Origin of the sequence: Rhodococcus sp. ACPA1, from assembly GCF_002300195.1 — a bacterium.
In the GTDB taxonomy this organism is placed as follows: Bacteria; Actinomycetota; Actinomycetes; order Mycobacteriales; family Mycobacteriaceae; genus Rhodococcus_F; species Rhodococcus_F opacus.
In genome coordinates, this window is sequence record NZ_NSDX01000011.1 from 489,632 (window position 1) to 513,222 (window position 23,591).

15 protein-coding genes and 2 tRNA genes are annotated in these 23,591 nt (G+C 68.0%); 10 read left to right on the forward strand and 7 right to left on the reverse strand.

Annotated features, from left to right (window positions below; genetic code table 11):
* Positions 1-4: 4 nt before the first annotated feature.
* Positions 5-1,330, reverse strand: coding sequence for an MFS transporter (locus CJ177_RS38730; RefSeq protein WP_005248269.1), 1,326 nt, complete (start codon positions 1,328-1,330; stop codon positions 5-7).
* Between the two features lie 126 nt (positions 1,331-1,456).
* Between CJ177_RS38730 and CJ177_RS38735 the strand changes: the two genes are divergently transcribed.
* Genes CJ177_RS38735 through cmrA form a run of 3 tightly spaced genes read left to right on the forward strand, consistent with a single transcriptional unit; the run spans position 1,457 to position 4,850 of the window.
* Positions 1,457-1,990, forward strand: a complete 534-nt coding sequence (locus CJ177_RS38735; protein ID WP_005248270.1) for a PadR family transcriptional regulator — start codon at positions 1,457-1,459, stop codon at positions 1,988-1,990.
* Positions 1,991-2,003: 13 nt separating this feature from the next.
* Positions 2,004-4,028, forward strand: coding sequence for an NADPH-dependent 2,4-dienoyl-CoA reductase (locus CJ177_RS38740; protein WP_095870210.1), 2,025 nt, complete (start codon positions 2,004-2,006; stop codon positions 4,026-4,028).
* Positions 4,029-4,046: 18 nt separating this feature from the next.
* Positions 4,047-4,850 (forward strand): mycolate reductase, encoded by an 804-nt coding sequence (gene cmrA / locus CJ177_RS38745; RefSeq protein WP_005248273.1) that lies wholly within the window; start codon positions 4,047-4,049, stop codon positions 4,848-4,850.
* A gap of 63 nt (positions 4,851-4,913) precedes the next feature.
* Here the strand turns inward: cmrA and CJ177_RS38750 are convergent, their stop codons facing one another.
* Positions 4,914-6,650: a helicase HerA-like domain-containing protein gene (locus tag CJ177_RS38750; protein WP_061699019.1), complete on the reverse strand. Its 1,737-nt coding sequence runs from the start codon at positions 6,648-6,650 to the stop codon at positions 4,914-4,916.
* An 85-nt stretch (positions 6,651-6,735) separates the two neighbouring features.
* Between CJ177_RS38750 and orn the strand changes: the two genes are divergently transcribed.
* A complete protein-coding gene (orn, locus tag CJ177_RS38755; protein WP_095870237.1) occupies positions 6,736-7,335 on the forward strand; it encodes an oligoribonuclease in 600 nt (199 codons plus the stop codon).
* 85 nt (positions 7,336-7,420) lie between these two features.
* A tRNA-His gene (locus tag CJ177_RS38760) sits at positions 7,421-7,496 on the forward strand.
* Positions 7,497-7,558: 62 nt separating this feature from the next.
* Here CJ177_RS38760 and CJ177_RS38765 read toward each other — a convergent pair.
* Complete coding sequence (locus tag CJ177_RS38765) at positions 7,559-8,797, reverse strand: Ig-like domain-containing protein (RefSeq protein WP_025432971.1); 1,239 nt, start codon at positions 8,795-8,797, stop codon at positions 7,559-7,561.
* Positions 8,798-9,086: 289 nt separating this feature from the next.
* On the opposite strand from CJ177_RS38765, the gene CJ177_RS38770 reads away from it, so the two are divergent.
* Positions 9,087-9,159 (forward strand) — tRNA-Lys (locus CJ177_RS38770).
* 153 nt (positions 9,160-9,312) lie between these two features.
* On the opposite strand, the gene CJ177_RS38775 is transcribed toward CJ177_RS38770, so the two are convergent.
* Entirely contained in the window at positions 9,313-9,534 is a 222-nt protein-coding gene (locus tag CJ177_RS38775) for a DUF3618 domain-containing protein (protein WP_005248277.1), read from the reverse strand.
* 161 nt (positions 9,535-9,695) lie between these two features.
* Here CJ177_RS38775 and bcp point away from each other — a divergent pair, with 161 nt between their 5' ends.
* Positions 9,696-10,169, forward strand: a complete 474-nt coding sequence (gene bcp / locus CJ177_RS38780; RefSeq protein ID WP_005248278.1) for a thioredoxin-dependent thiol peroxidase — start codon at positions 9,696-9,698, stop codon at positions 10,167-10,169.
* Positions 10,170-10,195: 26 nt separating this feature from the next.
* Here the strand turns inward: bcp and CJ177_RS38785 are convergent, their stop codons facing one another.
* Entirely contained in the window at positions 10,196-10,948 is a 753-nt protein-coding gene (locus CJ177_RS38785) for a TetR/AcrR family transcriptional regulator (protein ID WP_025432972.1), read from the reverse strand.
* A gap of 59 nt (positions 10,949-11,007) precedes the next feature.
* Here CJ177_RS38785 and CJ177_RS38790 point away from each other — a divergent pair, with 59 nt between their 5' ends.
* From CJ177_RS38790 to CJ177_RS38800, 3 genes are all read left to right on the forward strand, one after another.
* Entirely contained in the window at positions 11,008-11,988 is a 981-nt protein-coding gene (locus CJ177_RS38790; protein WP_095870211.1) for an ATP-binding cassette domain-containing protein, read from the forward strand.
* On the forward strand, positions 11,985-12,758 hold the full coding sequence (locus CJ177_RS38795) for an ABC transporter permease (protein WP_095870212.1): 774 nt from the start codon (positions 11,985-11,987) through the stop codon (positions 12,756-12,758). Before CJ177_RS38790 ends, CJ177_RS38795 begins: the two co-directional genes overlap by 4 nt.
* Before the next feature lie 80 nt (positions 12,759-12,838).
* Positions 12,839-13,528, forward strand: a complete 690-nt coding sequence (locus CJ177_RS38800) for a TetR family transcriptional regulator (RefSeq protein ID WP_005248286.1) — start codon at positions 12,839-12,841, stop codon at positions 13,526-13,528.
* A 68-nt stretch (positions 13,529-13,596) separates the two neighbouring features.
* Here the strand turns inward: CJ177_RS38800 and CJ177_RS38805 are convergent, their stop codons facing one another.
* Both CJ177_RS38805 and CJ177_RS38810 read right to left on the reverse strand, forming a co-directional pair.
* The gene (locus CJ177_RS38805) at positions 13,597-13,989 is read right to left on the reverse strand and encodes a holo-ACP synthase (protein WP_005248288.1); all 393 of its coding nucleotides are present in this window, start codon (positions 13,987-13,989) and stop codon (positions 13,597-13,599) included.
* 9 nt (positions 13,990-13,998) lie between these two features.
* Positions 13,999-23,322, reverse strand: a complete 9,324-nt coding sequence (locus CJ177_RS38810) for a type I polyketide synthase (protein ID WP_095870213.1) — start codon at positions 23,320-23,322, stop codon at positions 13,999-14,001.
* Between the last annotated feature and the right edge of the window lie 269 nt (positions 23,323-23,591).

Here is a 23,591-nt window from a genome sequence, read left to right on the forward strand (position 1 = left end):
GGCGCTAGTCGCGTTCGGGCGCCTTCACCACCGTCAGCGCGGCGAGCCCGATCGCGAGCACGATCACCAGACCGAGGATCCCCGCCCGATCCGCCGCGAACCACCAGGCGAACAATCCGAAGAGGGTGGGCGAGAGGAACGACACCGCGCGGCCGGTGGTCGCGTACAGGCCGAACATCTGCCCCTCCCGGCCGGGCGGTGTGATCCGGGCCAGGAACGTGCGCGCGGACGACTGCGCGGGACCGACGAATAGACACAGCAGCAGTCCGAAGATCCAGAACATGGCCGGTCCCGAGACGGCCATCAGGACGACACCGACGATGATCATCGCGATCAGGGACGTCATGATCACGGTCTTCGGCCCGATCCGGTCGTCGAACCGGCCGGCGGTGAGCGCGCCGAGCGCGGAGACGACGTTGGCCGCGACGCCGAACAGCAGCACGTCACCCGCACCGATGCCGTAGACGTTGACGGCGAGGACGGCGCCGAACGTGAAGACACCGGCCAGTCCGTCGCGGAACAACGCACTCGCCACCAGGAAGTAGACGGTGCGCCGGTCGGCGGACCAGAGGTCGCGGAGATCGCGCCACAACACCCGGTACGACTCGACGAAGCCGGCCTTGTCCGCACCCGGATCCGCGTGCGGGCGGGGTAGCTCGGGGACCTTCAGCAGCACGGGAATTGCGAAGACCGCGAACCAGACGGCGGCCAGCAGCGCCACCATCCGGATGTTCAGGCCGCCGTCCGTGGTGAGGCCGAGGAATCCCCGGTTGTCGCCGTCACCGGAGATGAAACCGAAGTAGCACACCAGCAGGAGCACGATCCCACCGAAATAGCCCATCGCCCAGCCGAACCCGGACACTCGGCCGATGTTCGCCGGCGTCGACACCTGCCTGAGCATCGCGTTGTACGGGACGCCGGCCAGTTCGAAGATCACCGAACCGGCGGCCAGCAGCACCAGCCCGAGCCACAGGTACTGATACGAGTCGCGGACGAAGAACATCGCCGCCATGCATCCGACCGTCGCGAACGTGAGCACGCCGAGCGCCCACTTGCGTCGTCCCGCGGCGTCGAATCGCTGCCCGGTGACGGGGGCGAGCACGGCGATGAGGAAACCGGCGATGCCGAGCGACCACCCGAGCCACGTGCTCGCGGAGATCGATCCCGGCAGGTCCTCCCCCACCGCGTCCGTCAGGTACACGGAGAAGACGAACGTGAGGATCACGGCGTTGAACGCGGCCGATCCCCAGTCCCACAGCCCCCACGCGACAACCTGTCTGCGCGTCGCGGCCTCGCCGATCCCGGCCGGCGGACGAACGTCGGTGCTCATGCCCGCGAGCCTATGCGAGCGAACGGGGAGTTCGTGCGGTCTGACGCGACGAGCGTCCCGTTCGGACGGAAGGACGTAGTGTGCACTCAGTTGCATACGCACCTCGTTGCATACATACTTCTGTTCGTGGCCCTCGAACATGCGCTTCTCGTCTCCCTGACCGAGCACTCCGGCTCGGGCTACGAATTGGCGCGCCGGTTCGACAAGTCCATCGGCTTCTTCCAGAGCGCCACCCACCAGCAGATCTACCGCGTCCTCAAACGGATGGACGAGTCCGGCTGGGTCGACGCCGAGGTCGTGGCGCAGGACGGCAGACCCGACAAGAAGGTGTACCGGGTCAGCGCGGCCGGGCGCGCGGAACTCGAGCGCTGGATCGCCGAACCGACCGAGCCCAATCACCTGCGTAACGAGCTGGCAGTGAAGATCCGCGCCGCTCAGCACGGTGACATCGCCGCACTCACGGCCGAGGTCGCTCGCCACCGCGACGGGCACGCCGCCCGGCTCGAGGTCTACCGCATGATCGAAAAACGCGACTTTCCCGCACCGGAGCAGCTCTCCGGGGCAGCCCTGCACCAGTACCTCGTCCTGCGCGGCGGAATCCGCGTCGAAGAGGGATTCGCCGACTGGTGCCAAGAAGTACTCGACGCGCTCGCACAGTAAGGACACGCCGCCAATGACTCAGTTCCCTCAGCTCCTCGCTCCCCTCGACCTCGGTTTCACGACGCTGAAGAACCGGGTGATCATGGGCTCCATCCACACCGGGCTCGAAGATCGCGCGAAGGACGTTCCCCGTCTGGCCGAGTACTTCGCCGAGCGTGCCCGCGGAGGTGTCGCGCTGATCGTCACCGGCGGATACGCGCCCAACCGGACGGGCTGGCTGCTGCCGTTCGGCGCCAAGCTCACCAACCGTGTCGAGGCCCGGCGGCACCGCGCGATCACGAAGGCGGTGCACGACGAGGGCGGCAAGATCGCCCTGCAGATCCTGCACGCCGGCCGGTACAGCTACCAGCCCTTCAGCGTCTCCGCCTCGTCGATCAAGGCCCCGATCAACCCGTTCCGGCCCCGCAAACTCACGGGCCGCGGCGTGCGCTGGCAGATCCGCAACTTCGTCCGCTGCGCCCGGCTCGCGCAGCAGGCGAACTACGACGGCGTCGAGATCATGGGCGGCGAGGGCTACTTCATCAACCAGTTCCTGTGCGAGCGCACCAACAAGCGCACCGACATGTGGGGCGGCACTCCCGAGAACCGCAGGCGGATGGCCGTCGAGATCGTCCGCCGCACGCGCAAGGCGGTGGGCCCGAACTTCATCATCATCTTCCGCCTGTCGATGGCCGATCTCGTCGAGGGCGGTCAGACATGGGACGAGATCGTCTCGCTGGCACAGGAAGTGGAGGCCGCAGGCGCGACCATCATCAACACCGACATCGGCTGGCATGAATCCCGTGTTCCCACGATCGTGACGTCGGTGCCGCGGGCCGCGTTCGCCGACATCACCGGCAAGCTCGAGAAGCACGTGAGCATCCCCGTGGCCGCGTCGAACCGGATCAACATGCCGGAGGTCGCCGAGGAAATCCTGACCCGCGGTGACGCGCAGCTCATCTCGATGGCACGGCCGATGCTCGCCGATCCCGACTGGGTGCGGAAGGCGGAGGCAGGCACCCCCGACGAGATCAACACGTGCATCGCGTGCAACCAGGCCTGCCTCGACCATGCCTTCGTCCGCAAGCACGTGTCGTGCCTGCTGAATCCGCGTGCGGGCCGGGAGACGGAACTGACGCTCTCCCCCACCCGGGCCGCGAAGCGTGTCGCCGTCGTCGGCGCCGGCCCCGCGGGACTGTCCGCGGCACTGGGCCTGGCACAGCGCGGCCACTCGGTGACCCTGTTCGAGGCGGATTCGGAGATCGGCGGCCAGTTCGGCATCGCCCGCAAGATCCCCGGCAAGGAGGAGTTCGCGGAGACGATCCGGTACTACAACCGCCAGCTTCCACTCGCCGGTGTCGACGTCCGGCTCGACAGCCGCGTCACCGCGACCGAGCTGGTCGGCGAGTACGACGAGGTGATCGTCGCGACCGGTGTGACGCCGCGCGTTCCGTCCATTCCGGGCATCGACCACCCGAAGGTGCTCACGTATCCGGAGGTCGTGCGGGGCGGCAAGCCCGTCGGGCAGTCGGTCGCCGTGATCGGGGCCGGTGGGATCGGCGTCGACGTCAGCGAGTTCCTCACCCACGAGCACTCCCCGACGCTCGACCTGAAGGAGTGGAAGCAGGAGTGGGGTGTCACCGAACCCGAAGCGGCGGCGGGCGCCCTCACCACACCCATTCCCGAACCGTCGCCGCGCGAGGTGTACCTGCTGCAGCGCAAGAGCGGCCGGATCGGCGCCGGACTCGCGAAGACCACGGGCTGGGTCCACCGGGCAGCGCTGAAGAACAAGGGCGTGCAGGAACTGTCCGGGGTCAACTACGAGCGCATCGACGACGACGGCCTGCACATCACATTCGGCGCCAAGCGCGAGAAGCCCCGCACCCTCGCCGTCGACAACGTCGTGATCTGCGCAGGTCAGGAATCGGTGCGTGACCTCGTCGACGAACTGACCGTCGCCGGCGTCACCACCCACGTCATCGGCGGCGCCGACGTCGCAGCCGAACTCGACGCCAAACGTGCCATCGAGCAGGGCACCCGGCTCGCCGCACGCATCTGACGCACTACGCTGCTGACCGTGAGCTTGCCGAACCCCACTCCCAGTGCCCGCGCCGTCGTGACCGGCGCCTCGTCCGGAATCGGCGAGGCGCTGGCGACTGATCTCGCCTCCCGGGGCCACTCCCTGATCCTCGTCGCACGCCGCGGCGAGGTGATGGAGTCACTCGCCGGGACCCTGCGCGACAAGCACGGCGTCGAGGTCGACGTGCGCGCCTGCGATCTGTCGGATCGCGACGCGCGGGCCACCCTCGTCACCGAACTGTCCGGACGTGAGATCAGCGTCCTGTGCAACAACGCGGGCATCGCCACGTTCGGCCCGGTCGCCGAACTCGATCCCGCGTACGAGCGGGCCCAGGTGGAACTCAACGCCGTTGCGGTGCACGACCTCACCCTCGCGGTGTTGCCCGGGATGATCGAACGCAAGTCCGGCGCCATCCTCATGGTCGGCTCCGCGGCAGGCAACATGCCCATCCCTCACAACGCCACGTACGCGGCCAGCAAGGCGTTCGTCAACACCTTCTCCGAGTCGCTGCGCGGCGAACTCAAGGGGACGGGAGTGAACGTCACCCTCCTCGCACCCGGCCCGGTCCGCACCGAGGAGCCCGATCCGGCGGAGGCGTCGATCGTGGACAAGCTGGTGCCCGACTTCCTGTGGATCTCCAGCGAATACACCGCCAAGGTGTCGCTCGACGGGCTGGCCGACAACAAGATGCGCGTCGTGCCCGGCATCATCAGCAAGGCGATGTCCGTTGCCGGGCAGTACAGCCCGCGCGCGGTGGTCGCCCCGATCGTCGGAACGTTCTACAGGAAGCTGGGCGGATGACCCCCGGGTGAATGTACCGTTCACCGCTGCCGAGGCGCTGAAAGGTACATTCGCCCAGCGTTTCTAGCGCCTGCGACGTTTGCCCGTCCCGAAGATACTGCGGGAGATCTCGCGCCCGGCGGCCGACGCGGCCGAGCGGAGGAAGCTCTTCACCGCGGAGTTCCCGAGAATCTGCTCGGCCATGTTCGGACCCTCCGGCTGTGCGGGCGGCGGTGCCGGCAGGTCGGGCAGCGGGGGCAGGTCGAGGCCCGGTTCCGTGGCCGGCGCTCCGGCGACCTTGGCCGTCAGCTTCTCGTACGCCGATTCCCGGTCGACGGTCTGCCCGTACTTCGCCGACAGCGGGCTCGACGACGCCGCGGCCGTGATCGCGTCGTTGCCGATGGTGTCCATCAGCGAGCGGGGAGGCCGAATCCTCGTCCACGCCACCGGCGTCGGCGCGCCCCGTTCCGACAGGACCGTGACGATCGCCTCACCGATGCCCAGTGAGGTGAGAGCCTTCTCGAGGTCGTAGTTCTCGGTGGTCGGGTACGTTCGTACCGTTTTCGTCAGCGCCTTCTGGTCGTCGGGGGTGAAGGCGCGCAGCGCGTGCTGGATCCGGGCGCCGAGCTGCGACAGCACCGCATTCGGGACGTCCGTCGGCAACTGGGTGCAGAAGAAGACCCCCACACCCTTGGAGCGGATGAGCTTCACGGTCTGTTCCACCTGCTGCAGAAACGCCTTCGACGCGTCCGCGAAGAGCAGGTGCGCCTCATCGAAGATGAAGACGAGCTTGGGTTTGTCGAGATCACCTTCCTCGGGCAACGTCTGGAACAGGTCTGCCAGCACCCACATCAGGAAGGTGGAGAACAATGCCGGGCGCGCGGCCTGGGCGCCCAACTCGAACAACGCGATCACGCCCTTGCCGTCGATCACCCGGAGCAGGTCTTCGGTCTCCAGCTCGGGCTCCCCGAAGAACGTGTCGCCGCCGTCGGCTTCGAGATTGACGAGGGCCCTGAGGATCACACCGGCCGTGGCCGGGGACACGCCGCCGATGCCCTTCAGATCGGCCTTGCCCTCGTCGCTGGTGAGATGCGCGATGACCGATCGCAGATCCAACAGGTCGAGCAGCGCGAGCCCCTGAACGTCGGCCCAGTGGAAGATCAGCCCCAGCGTGGACTCCTGAGTCTCGTTGAGCCCGAGAACCTTGGCGAGCAGGATCGGCCCGAACGCCGTGATGGTCGCGCGGACGGGAATGCCCAGGCCTTCCGTTCCCAGCGAGAGGAATTCGACCGGGGATCCCGCCGGCCGCCACTCGTCGTCACCCGTCTCGGACGCTCGGGCCGTGATTTTGTCGCCCGCCTCACCCGGCTGTGACAGGCCCGACAGGTCGCCCTTCACGTCGGCCATCACCACGGGAACCCCTGCAGCCGACAGTTGCTCGGCAATACCCTGCAGCGTCTTCGTCTTTCCCGTCCCGGTGGCGCCGGCGACGAGTCCGTGCCGGTTGACCGTCGCGAGGGGGATGCGCACCCGGGCCGCCCGATCCACGGCGCCGTCGAGAACCACGGTGCCCAGCTCCAGAGCCGCACCCTCCGAGGAGTATCCGGCCGCGATGGCCGCGGCGGCACCGGAGGGGGCGGCGACGCCTGCAGGAGCACGGTTCTCTTCAACCTCCGCGTCCCGGGCTTCCTGCTCCGCCGCCTCTGCCGCTGCCGCGGCCTCCGCCGCGATCCTGGCCGCTTCGGCGGCCGCCGCCCTCGCCGCCGCCGCCCTTTCCGCCGGAGTCGAGGTCGCGCCACCGTCCTGCGATTGCTGGGTCATCCAAGCCCTCCTCGGATCACGCACGTCGGGAGAAAGTGTCCACCGCAGACTTTATCCCGTCACTCACGTGACTACTGTGTTCCTGGTGCAGGACAAACTTGTGTGGATCGACTGTGAAATGACCGGGCTCCGGCTCGGTACCGACAAGCTGATCGAGATCGCAGCTCTGGTCACGGACAGCGAGCTGAACGTGCTCGGTGAGGGTGTCGACATCGTCATCCACGCCGACGACGACGCGCTCGCGGCCATGCCCGACGTGGTGACCAAGATGCACGAGAACTCGGGGCTGACCGACGAGGTCCGGCAGTCCACGGTCACGCTCGCCGAGGCCGAGCAGCAGGTGCTCGCCTACATCCGCGAGCACGTGCCGGTCGCCGGGACGGCGCCGCTCGCAGGCAACTCGATCGCGACCGACCGCGGATTCATCGCCCGCGACATGCCGGACCTCGACACCTACCTGCACTACCGGATGATCGACGTCAGCTCCATCAAGGAACTGTCCCGGCGCTGGTACCCGCGGATCTACTTCGGTCAGCCCGAAAAGGGTCTCGCCCACCGCGCCCTGGCCGATATCAAGGAGTCGATCCGGGAACTGAAGTACTACCGGAAGACGGCGTTCGTGGCCGAGCCCGGACCGTCTACCAGCGACATCGCCGCCGTTGTCGAGGAACTCGGGCCAGCCTGAGATACCGATTGGCTTCTCGGGCACCGGACGCGCTAGTATCTTCCTCGCCGAAGTTACTGCCCCCGGGCGGTGTCTGAAGCACATGGTGAGTGTAGTTCAGTTGGTAGAGCACCAGGTTGTGATCCTGGCTGTCGCGGGTTCGAGTCCCGTCACTCACCCCAAACGGAAAGCCCCCGGCCTCGGCCGGGGGCTTTCCTCTTTGCGATTGGTCTGACGCCTGCTGTCAGGCGTTGGCATTGCCCGCCTTCCAGACATCCCACGGGATGTTCCAGTCACCGAGGCCGTCCGTGCCCGACAGCGTGCCGCCCAGCGTGTTCTTGACGATCACGATGTCGCCGCGCTTCGTGTTGTCGTACACCCACTTCGCGTTGGACGGGCTGAGGTTCAGGCAGCCGTGGCTCGCGTTCGAGTAGCCCTGCTGCCCCACCGACCACGGCGCCGAGTGGAAGAAGATGCCGCTGTAGGACATTCGCGTGGCCCAGTCGACGGGAGTCTTGTATCCCTGCGGGGAGTTGACCGGCACGCCGTAGGTGGACGAGTCCATGACGAGGTTCGCGAACCGGTCGCCGATGATGTAGACGCCGTTGTCGGTGGGTGTGTCGTCCTTACCCATCGACGTGGGCATCGTCATGATCACTTCGCCGTTGCGCTCGAACGTCACCTGCTTGGTGTTGTCGTCCGCCGTCGCGACGAGGGCGTCGCCGATGGTGAAGGCCGTGTGGACGTCCTCCTGGCCGAACAGTCCGTCACCGAGGTCGCGGCCGTACACGGCGACCTTGACGTCCACGGCGGTGCCGGGGGCCCAGTAGCTCTGCGGACGCCACCGCACCTCACGGTTGTTCACCCAGTAGAACGCGCCCTCGACGGGCGGATTCGTCGTGACGGTGATGCCGGCCTCCGCCGCCTTGCGGTCGGGGATGTTCTCGTCGAACTGGACCGCGATCGGCTGACCGATGCCCACCACGTCGCCCTCCGACGGCATCACGTACGGCTTGGTGACGTTGCCGGGTGCGCTGGTGGTGAACGCGGATGTCGAGGTGGTACCGCCGCCCAGTCCGTTCGCCTTCACCTCGAGCCGGTACTCCTTGTCGTAGCCCAGCGGCTCCGTGTTGACCCAGGACAACCCGTCGGGCGCGATGGCGCCGTCGACCGTCTCACCCTCGGGGTTGAGCATGGTGACCGCCGCCAGCGTGCCGTCGGCCACCGTCACCGTCACCGGCTGTCCGGGCGAGAATCCCACCGCACCATCGACGGCCGACGCCGTCAGCTTCGGCTTGATGAGCTCGGTGACCGGATTGGAATCGATCGGCGCCTCACCTTCCGACGTGACGCTGTCGGCACCGGAGACGGTGCACCCCGCGATCGACACTGCGAATACGAGTGATGCCGCCACAATCGTCGCCGTCTTCGAGACGGATCTCACCGATTGCGCACGCACGCGCCCGCCACGCCCCACACCCATGGATAACCCCACTTCACGTCCTCGCTCCGAATTCACGTTCAAGCCGGCACGTCCCTCGCCTTCGCAAGACGAATCGGCACGTCGAGACCGTGTGGTCTCCAATGATGCCAGCCACTGGAGACCGGTTCCAACCAAGCGCCGAGCCGCTCAATAACGTTCGAATATCAATCGTGACCAGCGGCGCTCTTGTTACGCGCCACCGTGCGGATCGGGTCGCCACGGGCAGTCGCCACCAGGCGATTTGCATTCCCGAGAAGCGACCCGCTAATGTTCTGTCTCGCAAGAGCGAGCGCCTATAGCTCAGTTGGTAGAGCAAGTGACTCTTAATCACTGGGTCCGGGGTTCGAGTCCCTGTGGGCGCACTTGCACGAAGGCCCCCATCCTCTCACGAGGATGGGGGCCTTTCTCATGTCACCACCATCACAGCGTGCGTGCGGGGCGGTCAGATGACGAACGGGCCGCCGGAACGTGAAGTCACTGCGAACTTCACATCCGACGGCCCGTTCGAGGGTCGTTCAGCGCAACGCTTTGCGGAGCACCAGGAGCCCTGCCACCGCACCCACGGCGATCAGTCCGTACTTGACCGCCGGCTCGTTCAGCTTGGCGATCAGCGTCCGCTTCGTGTTCTCCATGAGACGCTTCGGGTTGGTGCGGACCGTCAATTCGTCGAGAGTGCTCGCGAGCTGATTACGCGCGTTCTCGATCTCACGCTCGATGCTCTCGGTGTCCCTGGGCACGTGTCCTCCAACTTGTTCGACTGGTTCGATCAGCGAGAGCGACGCTACCGCGACAATCCCACACTTGCGTCAACCGTAGACGAGAACACGCGACCTGCGACTCCGTCTCCCCCGATCGCGCCGCGGCCCACGGTCAGACCTTCCCGGTAGCCTGACTTCTCGTGACCGACAACAGCAGACTCGCACCCGGAGACACCGCCCCCGCCTTCACACTGCCCGACGCCGACGGCAACGACGTGTCGCTCGCCGACTACCGCGGCCGCAAGGTCGTCGTGTACTTCTACCCGGCGGCGAGCACGCCGGGCTGCACCAAACAGGCCTGCGATTTCCGCGACAACCTCGCCGACCTGAACGGCGCAGGCCTGGACGTGATCGGCATCTCCCCCGACAAGCCGGCGAAGCTGGCCAAGTTCCGCGACAACGAGGAACTGACGTTCCCCCTCCTGTCCGATCCCGACAAGGCCACACTCGAGGCGTGGGGCGCGTTCGGCGAGAAGAAGATGTACGGCAAGACGGTGCAGGGTGTCATCCGCTCCACGTTCCTCGTCGACGAGGACGGGAAGATCGAAGTGGCCCAGTACAACGTCCGCGCCACCGGCCACGTCGCGAAACTGCGCCGGGACCTGTCCGTCTGATCCACGCGACGGGCGGCTGCGACTCGTCAGCCGCCCGTGAGCCGTTCGATGCCGTCGAGCATCCGGTCGAGGCCGAATCGGAAGTCGTGTTCGAGCCAGTGCGCGTCGTCGGCGTCGCCGGCATCGAACGCACCCCCGGCGATCGCCGCCCGCAGTGCGGGAAACCGCTTCTCGTCGAGCAGTAGCGGGAGCAGCCGGGCGTAGTCGACCTGCTCCACCTTCGCCGACCGTTCCAGGTCCAGCGCGAACCGCGCCCGCCCGATCACGAACAGCGAAACATTCAGCACCACTTGCAGCTTCCGGTCCTCGCTCAGGCCGGTGTCGGCCAGCGACCGCAGACCGGCCTCCAGCCACGCGAGATTGTTGGGGCCCGTCGGAGGCGCGGAGATGGTCACCTCCGGCCACCACGCGTGCGTCCGGACCGCCCGGTACTCGCCCAGCGCCCACGATTCGAGTCGGTCCCGCCAGCCCCCCGTGACGACGAGTCCGCGGGGCTCACCGATTGCCCGATCGGCCATCAGCTCCACCAGGTCGTCCTTGCTGTCCACGTAGCGGTACAGCGACATGGTGGTGAATCCGAGTTGCTTGGCGACCCGGCTCATGGACAGACCCGCGAGGCCTTCGGCGTCCGCCACCTCGATGGCGGCGTCGACCACCCGCTCGAGGCTCAACCCCTTCCGGGGGCCGCGGGTCCCCGGTTCCTCGATCCCCCAGGCCAGCCGGACGGCCTTGGGCAGGGCCACGGTGGGGTCGTCGGGGGTTTCGTTCGGTCGGGGCATGCACGTGTCCACTTCGTCGGGGTCTTGCGCTCATCCTAAAACTGCGTACGCTGCACACCATGAGTATACGAGATACACAGTTTTGCGCGTCGGCCGTCTCGGTCACCGGTTTACGCAAGGCATACGGAGACGTCACCGTCCTCGACGGAGTCGACCTCGACGTGCCGCCAGGCAGCGTGTTCGCGCTCCTCGGCGCCAACGGTGCGGGAAAGACGACGATGGTCCGCATCCTGTCGACCCTGACACCGCCTGACGCGGGCACCGTGCACGTCGCCGGGCACGACCTTCGCTGCGACCCTCAGGGAGTGCGGCGGAAGATCAGCCTCACCGGGCAGTACGCGGCGGTCGACGACCTTCTCACCGGCGAGGAGAACCTCCGGCTCATGGCCCGGCTGAGCCACCTCGGCCGCGCAGAGGGCAAGCGGCGCGCCCGCGAGCTACTCGAGCAGTTCGACCTGGTGGACGCGAGAACCCGCCGCGCAGGGACGTACTCGGGTGGGATGATCCGGCGCCTCGATCTGGCGATGAGCCTCATCTCGCGGCCCGACATCATCTTCCTCGACGAACCGACCACCGGTCTCGACCCGCGCAGCCGGCAGTCCATGTGGGAGATGATCCGAAGACTGGTCGACGGCGGCGTCACCATCTTCCTGACCACCCAATACCTCGAGGAAGCCGACCGGCTGGCAGACCGGGTCGCCGTCCTCGACGGCGGCAGGGTCGTGGCCGAGGGCACTCCTGACGAGCTGAAGCGACTCGTGCCCGGCGGTCACCTCGAGCTCACGTTCACCCGGCCGTCCGAACTGCACGACGTCGCCCAGGCCTTCGACGACGCCGTCCTCGACGCCGACCGCCTGGCCGTTCAGGTCCCGACCGACGGCAGCATCGGCCAGCTGAAGACGCTGCTCGGACGAATCGACGACCAGAGCGTCACCGTCGACAAGCTCTCGCTCCACTCCCCCGATCTCGACGACGTCTTCTTCGCTCTCACCGACAACTCGAACGCTTCTCCGATCCGGAACGAGGCCGCAGCCCGATGATCCCGAACACGCAGTCACGCCCCCTCGACGACTACGCGGCGATGACCGGCCGCAGCCTGACGCGCCTGCTCCGCAGCCCGGACACGATGATCATGGGCGTCGCCCTTCCGGTGATGCTGCTGCTGTTGTTCGTGTACGTCTTCGGCGGAGCCATGCAGACCGCCACCGGCTACCTCGACTACGTGGTGCCCGGAATCATCCTGCTCTGCGCCGGTTTCGGATCCTCACAGACGGCGGTGAGCGTCACCGGCGACATGGTGCACGGCATCGTCGACCGATTCCGGTCCATGCCCATCGCACGTTCGGCGTTCCTGTTCGGCCATGTCGCGTCCAGTGTCATCCGCAATCTCCTCACGTCCCTCGTCGTGATCGGCGTCGCGATGATCATGGGATTCGGGCCCACCGCAGGCCCGATACAGTGGCTGGCCGCACTCGCGATCGTCGCCCTGTTCATCCTCGCCATCTCCTGGCTGGCGACGGCGCTCGGGCTCCTCGCCGGCACCGAGGAAGCCGCCAACGGGTTCACCTTCTTCCTGCTCTTCCTCCCCTACGTCAGCAGCGCGTTCGTTCCCACCGACACGATGCCGAGCTGGCTACACGCCTTCGCCGAGAACCAGCCCGTCACGCCGGTGATCGAAACGGTCCGTGGCCTACTGCTCGGCACACCCGTCGACGACACAGCTCTGATCGCGGTGTTGTGGTGTGTCGGAATCGCCTGTGCCGGCTACTTGTGGGCGATCACATTGTTCACCCGGAGAGCGGCTCGATGAGTCGTCTCCGCCAGGTGAAACCTGACGCGTCACCGGGAGGGATCTTCGGAATCCGGACGAAAGACGGATAGCCTGGGGCGGTGGAGTCTTCAGTCAGCAAGCAAGCGCCGCGCCGAGTGGACCCGGCGTTGGAGCTGCAGTCGGACCCGCAGGAACTCCTGCCCCGCAGACGGCCGACCCAGGAACGTAGTCGCCGGAAGTTCGACGCGCTGCTCACGGCATCGCGGGAGTTGCTGGTGGACGTGGGATTCGAATCGTTCACGTGCGAAGAGGTCGCCGCACGCGCGGACGTCCCGATCGGCACCCTCTACCAGTTCTTCGCGAACAAGTACGTGATCGTCTGCGAACTCAACCGGCAGGACCTCGTCGGAGTCCAGCACGAGATCGCCCAGTTCAACGGTGAGGTCCCGTCCCTCGACTGGCTGCGGTTCCTCAATTCCTTCGTCGACCACATGGCAGGCCTGTGGACGTCCGACCCGTCGAGGCGCGAGGTGTGGCTGGCGATGCAGTCGACGCCGTCGACGCGCGCCACCGGCGCCATCCACGAGAAGGCGTTCGCGGAGCAGGTGTCACGGATGCTCGCGCCGCTCACCCCGCAGACGTCGCGGGAGCGGCGCACGATGATGGCCGAGGTGCTCGTCCACGTCGTGTACTCGATGCTCAACTTCTCCGTGCAGGACAACCAGAGCCACGCGGACGCCGTCGCCGAACTCAAACGGCTGATGGTGGCATACCTGTTGGTCGCCGAGAAGGAATCGCGCTCCACCTAGGCGCTACGCGCCTGTGCGCCCTTCCGGTTGCCGGAGCTACCAGAAAGGCGCACGGGCGCCGGAGGCGCCTACAGGGACTCGATGACGGCGAACGCGCCCGCCATGTCTCCGTCGTGTGTGAGGGAGATGTGAATCTTCACATCGGTCAGATGCTTGGCGACGTCTCCGCGTAAGCGGATGCTCGGTCGCCCCCACGCATCCGTCACCACCTCGATCAGGTGGTGGATCATCTCGGGCAGCACCGGCGGGCTGGCGAAGAGAGACGTGGACCAGGCCTTGATCACTGCCTCCTTCGCAGCCCACCGGGCGGCGAAATGTCTAGCCGGATCGGAGCTCCGGGTCACGGCGTCCCGACGCTCGCCCGGTGTGAAGTTGTCGAGCATTGCCGTCCCTGGCCGGTCCAGCTGCTCGGCGAACTCCGACACCGTCACGAGATCGAAGCCGATCCCCAGAACTCCCATCCGTCGTTCCTACTTGCAGCCGGGCAGACCCGAGCTGTACACGTCGTCCGATCCCAGGCGCGCGGCCTCGGTGAGCAGGACGTCCGCCTCGAGCTGACGGGACGCCGCAGCCGGGACGCTGTCGCCGCCGAAGCGACGATCCGCCGGACGCTCGTACAGGCTGCCGCCGCCGACCATGGCCTTCGCCAGTCGACGCTGACCCTCGACGGTGCGCTTGCGTGCCTGCTCGAGGTACGCCTCACGCTTGTCGGCCGGGATGGCCTCGACGAACGCCTGCGAGTGCACGACCGCGACCATGCCCGACACGTGCCCGAAGCCGAGGCTGGTCAGCAGACCGGCCTTCAGCGGGAACTGCTCGCCGAAGCGGAGCGGCTCCCGAGCCCACACGAGGTGTTCGAACTCGGCCATCTTCTCGTCGACGCAGTCGAGGCTGCGGTTCGGCGGAACGATGCCCTGGTCCAGCACCTGGCAGAGACCGATCAGCTGGAACGCTGCGGCACCACCCTTGGCGTGTCCGGTGAGGCTCTTCTGCGAGACCACGAACAGCGGCGCACCGTCGCTGCGGCCGAGTGCCCCGGCGAGGCGCTCGTGCAGCTCCGCCTCGTTGGGATCGTTGGCCGCGGTGGACGTGTCGTGCTTGGAGATCACCGAGATGTCGTCGGCGCTGACACCGAGCTTGCCGAGGGACTGGGCGAGCTGCGAATTCGCTCCCCCACGACCCGCACCGAGCGCACCGATTCCGGGAGCCGGGATCGACGTGTGGACACCGTCCGCGAACGAGCCGGCGTAGGCGACCACACCGAGGACGGGCAGGCCCATCTCGAGTGCCAGGTCACCGCGGGCCAGCAGGATCGTGCCACCACCCTGCGACTCGACGAACCCGCCGCGACGACGGTCGTTGGCCCGCGAGAATCGACGGTCGTCGATGCCCTTGGCCCGCATGTCGTCGGTCTTGGCCGTGGCGGACATGTCACCGAATCCGATGATGCCTTCCGCGCTGAGGTCGTCGAACCCGCCGGCGACCACGAGCTGGGCCTTGCCGAGCTTGATCTTGTCGACGCCCTCTTCGACGGACACCGCGGCCGTGGCGCACGCCGCAACCGGGTGAACCATGGCGCCGTAACCGCCGACGTAGGACTGGACCACGTGCGCCGCAATCACATTCGGCAGGGCTTCCTGCAGGATGTCGTTCGGCCGGTTCTCGCCGAGCAGCGTGTCGATGTACAGCGACCTCATGGAAGTCATGCCGCCCATGCCGGTGCCCTGGGTGTTGGCGACCAGCGAGGGGTGCACCCACCGCAGCAGTTCGCTGGGCGTGAACCCACCGGTGAGGAACGCGTCCACCGTGGCGACGATGTTCCACAGGCCCACGCGGTCGACGGAGTCGGCCATGTCGGCGGGGATGCCCCACTTGGTGACGTCGAATCCGGTCGGGATCTGACCACCCACGCTGCGCGTGAGCTTCATCTTGCGGGGGACGCGGATCTCGGTGCCCGCACGGCGGGTGACCTGCCAGTCACCGCTGTCCGGAACCGGGGTCGCAACCGTGTTCTCCGGGTCGGCCTCCACGAAGGCCAGTGCCTCCGCCTCGGTGCTGACGACGAAGCTCAGGTCCTTGTCGAGGAAGACCGACGTGAGGAGCGGTGCGGTGTTCTCGACCATGGCGCCGTCGTCCGCGTAGCGGCGGATGCCGCAGCGCTCGACGACCGTGTCGTGGTACTTGTCCGCGATCTCGGCCTCCGGAACCAGTTCCCCGGTCTCGGCGTCGTACCAGCCTGCGGACGGCGTGGTCTCCCACACGACGAGTCCGGTGTTCCAGGCGAGTTCGAGAACGCCTGCCGCCGAAAGCTCTTCGTCGACCTCCATCTCGAAGCGGGTACGCGAGGAACCGAACGGTCCGAGCTCACCGGCGCCGACGATGACGACGAGGTCCTCCGGAGCCGCAGTGACGCCGGACCAGGCCGGTGCCACCGACGCGGAGACCCGCGGCGGGGCGGGCAGAGCCGCGATGGTGTCGAGCTCGTCCGCATCCGCGTCGGCCTCGGCAGCTGCGGTCGCAGCTTCCTGAGCCTGCTTCGCCAGCGCGGGCAGGTCCAGGTTCGCCTGGGCGAGCCCACCGGTCAGATCGGCCGCGAGCGGCTCGGTGGAGGCGAGGCGACGTGCCTCGGGCTCGCACCACTGCAGCAGCTCGGTGGCCATTTCCTGGGTGGACCAGGTACGGACTCCGGCACCTTCGACGGCCTCGACCAGCGGGTCGTTGCCGCCCATGAGGCCGGTTCCGCGGACCCAGCCGATGAGAGCGTGCACCAGGGTGACACGCTCGGCCCAGTTGCGCTCGGCCTTCCAGCGGCCGACCACTGCGTCCAGCGCGGCCTTGGCCTCGCCGTACGCACCGTCGCCACCGAACAGGCCGCGGTTCGGGGAACCGGGCAGGACCACGTGCAGGTGGGTGTCGACGTCACGGTCGTAACCGATCTTCGACAGTCCGCCGATCAGGCGCTCCACCGACCACAGGAGAACGCGCATCTCCATTTCGGCGCGGGCGCCGGCGTCGGCGAGGTCGCCTGCCACGCGGGGCGCGGCGAACGGGAACAGCAGCGTCGGGGTGACCGCTTCCTTGACGAGCTTCTTCGATCCACCGGCCGTCTCGTACTGCGCTTCACCGATCCACTCGATGAGCGCGTCGATGTCCGTGTAGGACGCCATGTTCGCGGGGACCACCCACAGGGCGGCACCGGCGCGAGCATTACGGCGGTAGAGGTCGCGGTAGAAGCCGAGACGCTTGTCGTCGAGACGCGAGGTGGTCACGAAGACCGTCGCGCCGCCGGCGAGGAGCTTGCCTGCGACCGAGGCCGCGATGGAGCCCTTGCTGGCACCGGTGACGACGGCGACCTGGTCTGCCCATTCCGGGGTCTCGTCGGTGACGACGACTGCCGCCTCCGCGATGCGTCCGTACTTCTCGGCCAGAGCCGTGCGACCCTCGTCGGTTGCGCGGGCCTGCCACCATGCGGCCTGCGCCGCAACGGACTTGCCTGCACCGGCGAAGCCTTCGATCTCGAGAGACTCCACGCCTGCCGCATCGATCCACAGACGAGCGAGGTCCTCACGTGCGCTGGCCCAGCGGTCGTCGAGCAGGACCGCCCGCTTGGCGTCGAACGCCGGAGCGACCAGGCGCGGCCAGTCGGAACCGAGTTCCGCCGACACGAGGTCGACGAGTTCGGTGTCGGTCGGCTGCGCTGCCGTCGCCGTGTCGCCTGCGAAGCCGAGCTGCTCGAGCACGAGGCGGGCGGCCGAGGCCAGCACGCCGTCGCGGCCCGTGATGTGCTCGGTGAACTCGCCCAGTGCCGCGGCGTCGACGGTGCCACCGGCTCCGCCACCCGAGGACGGGAGGGAGACGCTGATCCCGCGGCGCGAGGCCACTGCGGCCACTGCGCTGTCGATGACGGCGTCCACTGCGGCGCCGTCGGCGAGACCGCCGCCGGCCAGACCACCGAGGTCACCACCACGGATGCTGGAACCGTCGCGGGTTCCGAGCGCCACCTCTGCGGTGACGTGGTACGCCCAACCGTCGCCGAGTTCCCAGACCTTCTTCACACGGTCTGCGATGGCCGCCGGACGACGACCCGAGGGGCCGAAGACCTTGCGGAGGTGATCGTTGATCGAGTCGGACAGCACCGGGCCGAACGGCTTGTACGTGCGGGCCAGGGAGTCGACCGTGCCGGCGAGCGAGCCCATGTCGGCGTCAGCGGCACCGTCGATCGCGCCGAGCGAGAGCTCGGAGCCGAGGTCGACGAGCAGCTGGTTACGCCGCGAGGACACACCGTCGCACAGCGCCTCGATCGTGTCGACGGGGCCGACCTGATCGGGACGGAGCTTGGTCCACAGGCTGATCAGGACCTTGGTGGCGTCAGCGGCCTTGAACGCGATGTCGTCGGGACGCGGTCCGCCGGACGGTGCAGCGGCCGGGGCCGGGGCGGCGGCACCCGCAGCCGATGCGGCGGGCGCCTCGGCTGCGGGTGCTGCGGGCTCGTCGTCCTCGACCGGCGCCGGATCGACGTCGGTGGAGTACACGATGGACGCTTCACGCTCGATGTTGAGGACCTCGACCGGGTAGCCGAAGCGGCCCGGCAGCTTCAGGGTCTGCGACGCGAGGTTCGCGACGGTCGGGACGGAGCCCAGACCGATCTCCACGAACCGCTCGACACCCAGTCCACCCTCGGACTCGTCGGCGAACAGCAGGTCCTGCGTCTCGATCCAGCGCACCGGGCTGGCGAACTGCCAGGCCAGGAGCTCGGTGAGGACCACGCGGGTGAGCTGAACCGGCTTCTTCGCCCAGGAGTCGAAGTCCTTCAGCACCTTGTCGAGGGGCTTCGACGGCACCAGGTCGGCGATCTCCTGCACGAACTCCTTCTTCAGGGAGAACGGCTTGGGGACCAGGTTCGGGATGTAACGCCCGATCAGGATGGCCGGGTCGATGTCCTGCGGAAGCAGTTCCTCGAGACGTCCGCGGAAGTCGTCGACGCCGCCACGCAGCACCGTCGAGTGGAACGGGACGTCGATGCCCGGGACCATGATGTACGCGCGCTTGCCACCGAAAGCCTCACGGCGGATGTCGATTTCGACCTCCAGCGCGTTGAGTCCGGCGACGGTACCGGCGATGGCGTACTGCGAGCCACGCAGGTTCAGGTTCACGATCTGCAGGAACTCACCGGTCGCCTCGGCGACACCGGCGACGAACGCCTCGACGTCGTCGTCGGCCAGACCGATCTGCGACGGGCGGATGGCAGCCATCCGGTAGTCGGAGCGGCCGGCCTCGTCGCGGGGAACGAGTGCGTGCATCGCGGAACCACGCTGGAAGACCACCTCGAGAACAGCTTCGAGAGGCAGCACACCGGCGACGGCGGCGAGAGCGTTGTACTCACCGACCGAGTGGCCTGCGAGCAGGGCACCCTCGACGAAGGCACCGGACTCGCGGAGCTCGGCGACCTGAGCCACACCGAGCGTCGCCATCGCGACCTGGGTGAACTGGGTCAGGTGCAGGACGCCGTCCGGGTGCTTGTGCTCGACACCGCGGGCCTTGACGACCGTCGGGTTGTCGCGGACCACGGCGAGGATCGAGAAGCCGAGGGCCTTGCGGGTGTGCTTGTCGGCGCGGTCCCAGATCTCACGGGCGGCCTTGGAGCGGGCGCGGGCGTCGAGGCCCATGCCGGGACGCTGGATGCCCTGTCCGGGGAACGCGTAGACGGTCTTCGGGGCGGCGGTGCGACCCGTTGCGACCATCACCAGTTCACCGTCGATACGGCAACCGACCTCGACAATCTCGGCGCCACGGTCCACGGCGATGCGGTCGACGCGGACATCGATCTCGGCGCCCGGGCGAACCATGCCCAGGAAGCGTGCGGTCCAGGCGGTGAGGCGACGCGGCGGCGTCTTGGTCTCGGCCGGATCCACGGCGGTGACGACCTGCTGAGCAGCGGCGGAGAGCCACATGCCGTGCACGATCGGGCTGCCGAGGCCGGCGAGCAGTGCCGCGTTGTCGGAGGTGTGGATCGGGTTGTGGTCGCCCGACACCTGGGCGAAGGAGCCCATGTTGCGGGGAGCGACGATCGTGGTGTCGCGGCGACGACGACGCGGGGTGTCGACGGCCTCGTCACTCAGCGAGCCACCGGCGCGGGCCGGGTCGGACAGTTCGCCCTTGCCGGTGCGGCCGCGGATCGCGAAGCGCTCCGACAGGGTGACGACGGCAGGCGCGTCCAGGCCCTCGCCGAGCATGGCGCCGACCTCGACCTTGACCTCGACGACGCGGCCCAGGTCGGTGTCGAGAACCGAGGCGACCTCGGCCTTGACGACGAGAATGCTGGTCTCCGAAGGCAGTTCGCCGACGAAATCGACACCGTGGTCCAGGTGGACCAGGTCGAGCATGCCCTCGATGACGGACAGCGAGTCTTCGGTCTTGGCAGCACCGAGCACGGCGAACACGGCCGGCCAGCAAGCGCCGACGACCACGTCGGGGACGGCCTTGCCGCTGACGCTCAGCGTCGTGGGCAGACCCGAGCCGGTGACACCGGCATGGTCGGCGACCAGGTCGGGCGTCCAGGCGAGGTTGAGGCGTGCGACACCGTTCTTGACGGCGGGCAGTTCCTGACCGGCAGCGACCGCGAGGAGTGCGGTCATCGACTTCTCGGCGTCGGCCTCGGTGACCACGGGAGCGCCACCGTCCGCGACGGACGCGGGAACGGTGATGGTGATCTGGACGGACTTGGCTGCCACCAGCGGGACGGTGAGGAGCACCTGCTGGTCGTCGATGACGGACAGCTCGGCACCGGTGGTCTCGTGCACCGCGAGGGTGTCGGACTCGATCGACCACTTGTCGAGGTCACCGAGCCGGCGAACCGGGTTCAGCGTCAGGCGCGAGGCCCACTGGATGTCGGGAGCCGACAGCACGGTGTCGAGGAGGCCGCGGGCGATGTCCGCGTGACGACGTGCGGGCAGCGACAGCGGCGCGACACCGGCGGTGACCAGCTCGTCGTACGTGGCCTTCTCGAAGCGGTCCAGCAGCTCGCCGACAGGCTCGTCGACGCGCGTGATGCCGGCGACGGCGACGGTGCCGGGGATGACGCAGACCTGGTCGGCCGTGTAGCGGGGATCGTGTGCCTGCCACAGCGAGTCGGAACGCCACCAGCGGCGGACGTCACCGTCGACGACGGGCACGAAGTTGACCGGCTTGCCGGGGGTCTTGCACAGCGAGACGAAGAAGGAGACGTCGGCGGGGTGCAGAACCGTGGTGGCGTAGTCGGGGTACTGCGCCTGCAGGGCGCAGACGGCTGCCTCGGGACGCTCGAGAATCGCGTCGTCGGCGAACAGGGTGGGGATGGGGCCACGGTCGACCGGGTGCAGACGCGACTCGGTGCGCTGCAGCATCTCACCGAAGCGCGCACGCCAGGTGATGTCGAGCCACGGGCTCGAGGTGGCCTCGGTGATGGCGTCCTGGACGTCGGTGCCGCAGTCGAATGCCTTCGCCGCGTCGATGCCGACGGCCAGCTCGAGGTAGCGGCGCAGCCACTGCTCGTACGTCATGGTCGCGACGTCGCCGAAGTACGGCTTCGCCGTGATGTTCAGTGCCTCGATGATCTCGTCGCGACGCTCGGCGACGGCGTCGGCGTCACCGGCGACCTCGTCGAGCAGACGGCCGGTGCGGGACGCGGCGTTGTCGATCTCGTGGATGTCGGCGCCGAGCTGGCTACGGCCGGAGGCCATGCCGCCCTCGGCGGTGCCTGCTCCGACCCAGTCCGGAGTACCGGGGGTGTCGACGAGGAGCTGCTTCACCTCGGCAGAGGTGGTCGCCTCGAGGGTGGCCATGGCGGCGGTGCCGACCAGGATGCCGTCGAGCGGCATGGCCGGGAAGCCGTGTGCGACGGACCAGCGGCCGGTCAGGTAGTCGGCAGCCTGCTCGGGCGTGCCGATGCCGCCACCGACGCACAGGACCAGGTTCGGCCGGGTACGCAGCTCGGCGTAGGTGTCGAGGAGCAGGTCGTCCAGGTCTTCCCACGAGTGGTGGCCACCGGCGCGGCCGCCCTCGATGTGGGCGATGACGGGGAACGAGGGAACCTCGTTGGCGATGCGGATGACCGAGCGGATCTGCGCGACCGTGCCCGGCTTGAACGCGACGTAGCTGAAACCGGCATCGGTGAGGTCGCCGATGATCGAGACGGCGTCCTCGAGCTCGGGGATACCGGCGGTGACGACGACACCGTCGAACGGGGCACCCGCGGCGCGGGCCTTCGGCACGAGGCGCTTGCCACCGACGTGAAGCTTCCACAGGTAGGGGTCGAGGAACATCGAGTTGAACTGCACGGCGCGGCCCGGCTCGAGCAGCCCGGTGAGCTTCTCGACGTTGTCGGCGAAGATCTGCTCGGTGACCTGGCCACCGCCGGCGAGCTCGGCCCAGTGGCCTGCGTTGGCTGCTGCGGCGACGATCGTCGGGTCGACCGTGGTCGGGGTCATGCCGGCGAGCAGGATCGGCGAACGACCGGTCAGCTTCGTGAATGCGGTCTCGACGCCGATGCGGCCGCCCGGCAGCGACACCGGCTTCGGGAGGAACTCGGTCCACGCGGCGGGAACCTCGGGGGTTGCGCCGGGGGTGAGCAGGTTGCGGTGACCGCCACGGGTCGCGGCGGCGACGATGCCGACGCCCTGGCCGCGGACACTGGCCGACGTCATACGGGTGAGGAGGTCACCGGGTCCGAGATCGAGGATCCACGCGGCACCGGCTTCGAGGGTGCTGTCGACGGCGGCGACCCAGTCGACGGGATCGACGAGGCAGGCGCTCGTGAGAGCGCGGGCCTTCTCCTCGTCGAGACCGCAGCGCACGGCCCACTGGCCTACGATGTCGATCGTCTCCGCGAGTGCGGGGTGGTGGAAGCCGATCTCGACCGCGAGGGACTCGAAGACGGGCGCGAAGATGGATCCCCCACGCTTCTTGGCGTCGCGCTCACGGGCCTCGTCGGCCTCGATCTGCTCGCACCGCTGCTGGACGCGTGCCAGCTGGGCGGGCGGGCCGGACAGCACGACGCGGCGACGGGCGTTACGGATGCCGAGGACGGCAGCACGCTCGGGCTCGAGGCCCTCGGCGAGCTCCTCGACGATCTGACGGAGTCGTTCCGGGTCGACGTTGGAGACAGCCAGCATCGGGGTGGAGTCGGCGGCGGCAATCACTCCGCGACGACGGCCGACGAGGCCGGCGGCCGCACCGATGAGCTGAGCGAGGGCGAGGAGTTCGCCGTCCTTCTGACCCGAGGAGGCAACGGCCTCCGCGGCGAGGAGTCCCTGGGAGTGGCCGATCACCGACACGGGAGCCGTAACCGCGGGATCGAGGCCCTGAGCAGCCAGCGCACGCAACGCTGCGATCTGGGTGAGGAAGACGCCGGGGAGAGACACCGCCGCCGAGGTGAGCGCTGCCGCGGAGGGTCCGGCCGCCTGGGCGCCGTCCTCTTCGTCGGCGAGTTCCTGCTCGAGGATCCACGCGATGGGGTCGAATCCGACCGGGCGCACGACGAGGAGTTCCTGCGCCACGGGGGCCAGGTAGTCGGCCGCGTCGTTGACGATCGTGGTGAGTGCCGGCTCGAGTCCGTTGTCGCGGCTCAGTTCCTCCAGCGAGCTCAGCCAGGGTGCACCCTGACCACCGAAGGCGAGCGCGTACGGCTCACCTCCGAGCAGACGATCCACGAGGGTGCCCTTGCTCGACGACCGAGTGTCGTCCCGGTCTACGCCGATGCGCCGCGAACCCTTCGAGTTTTTTCCGTTTCCTGCGGGTGTCGTGTCGTCAATCGTCACGCGTATGTCCTCTCCTGGTCCCCTCTGGGGGGAGGTGGGGATAGTGTCTGCCGCCCTCGGCATCGTGTGCCAGCTGTATCGGCTCTGATCAGCTCTTCCGGGCTGTTCAAGGTTGACACAGAATCATGAGGATTTCCTCACGTTCACGAGCCGCCCCGGTGTCACAGCCGTGCATCGGAGAAATATCGCGTGATGTCCCTCACAGATCTCCCGCGAAGTGACCGGTGGGTAGATCGCGTCCGCGCTGTACGGAGGCGGTGCAAGGACGT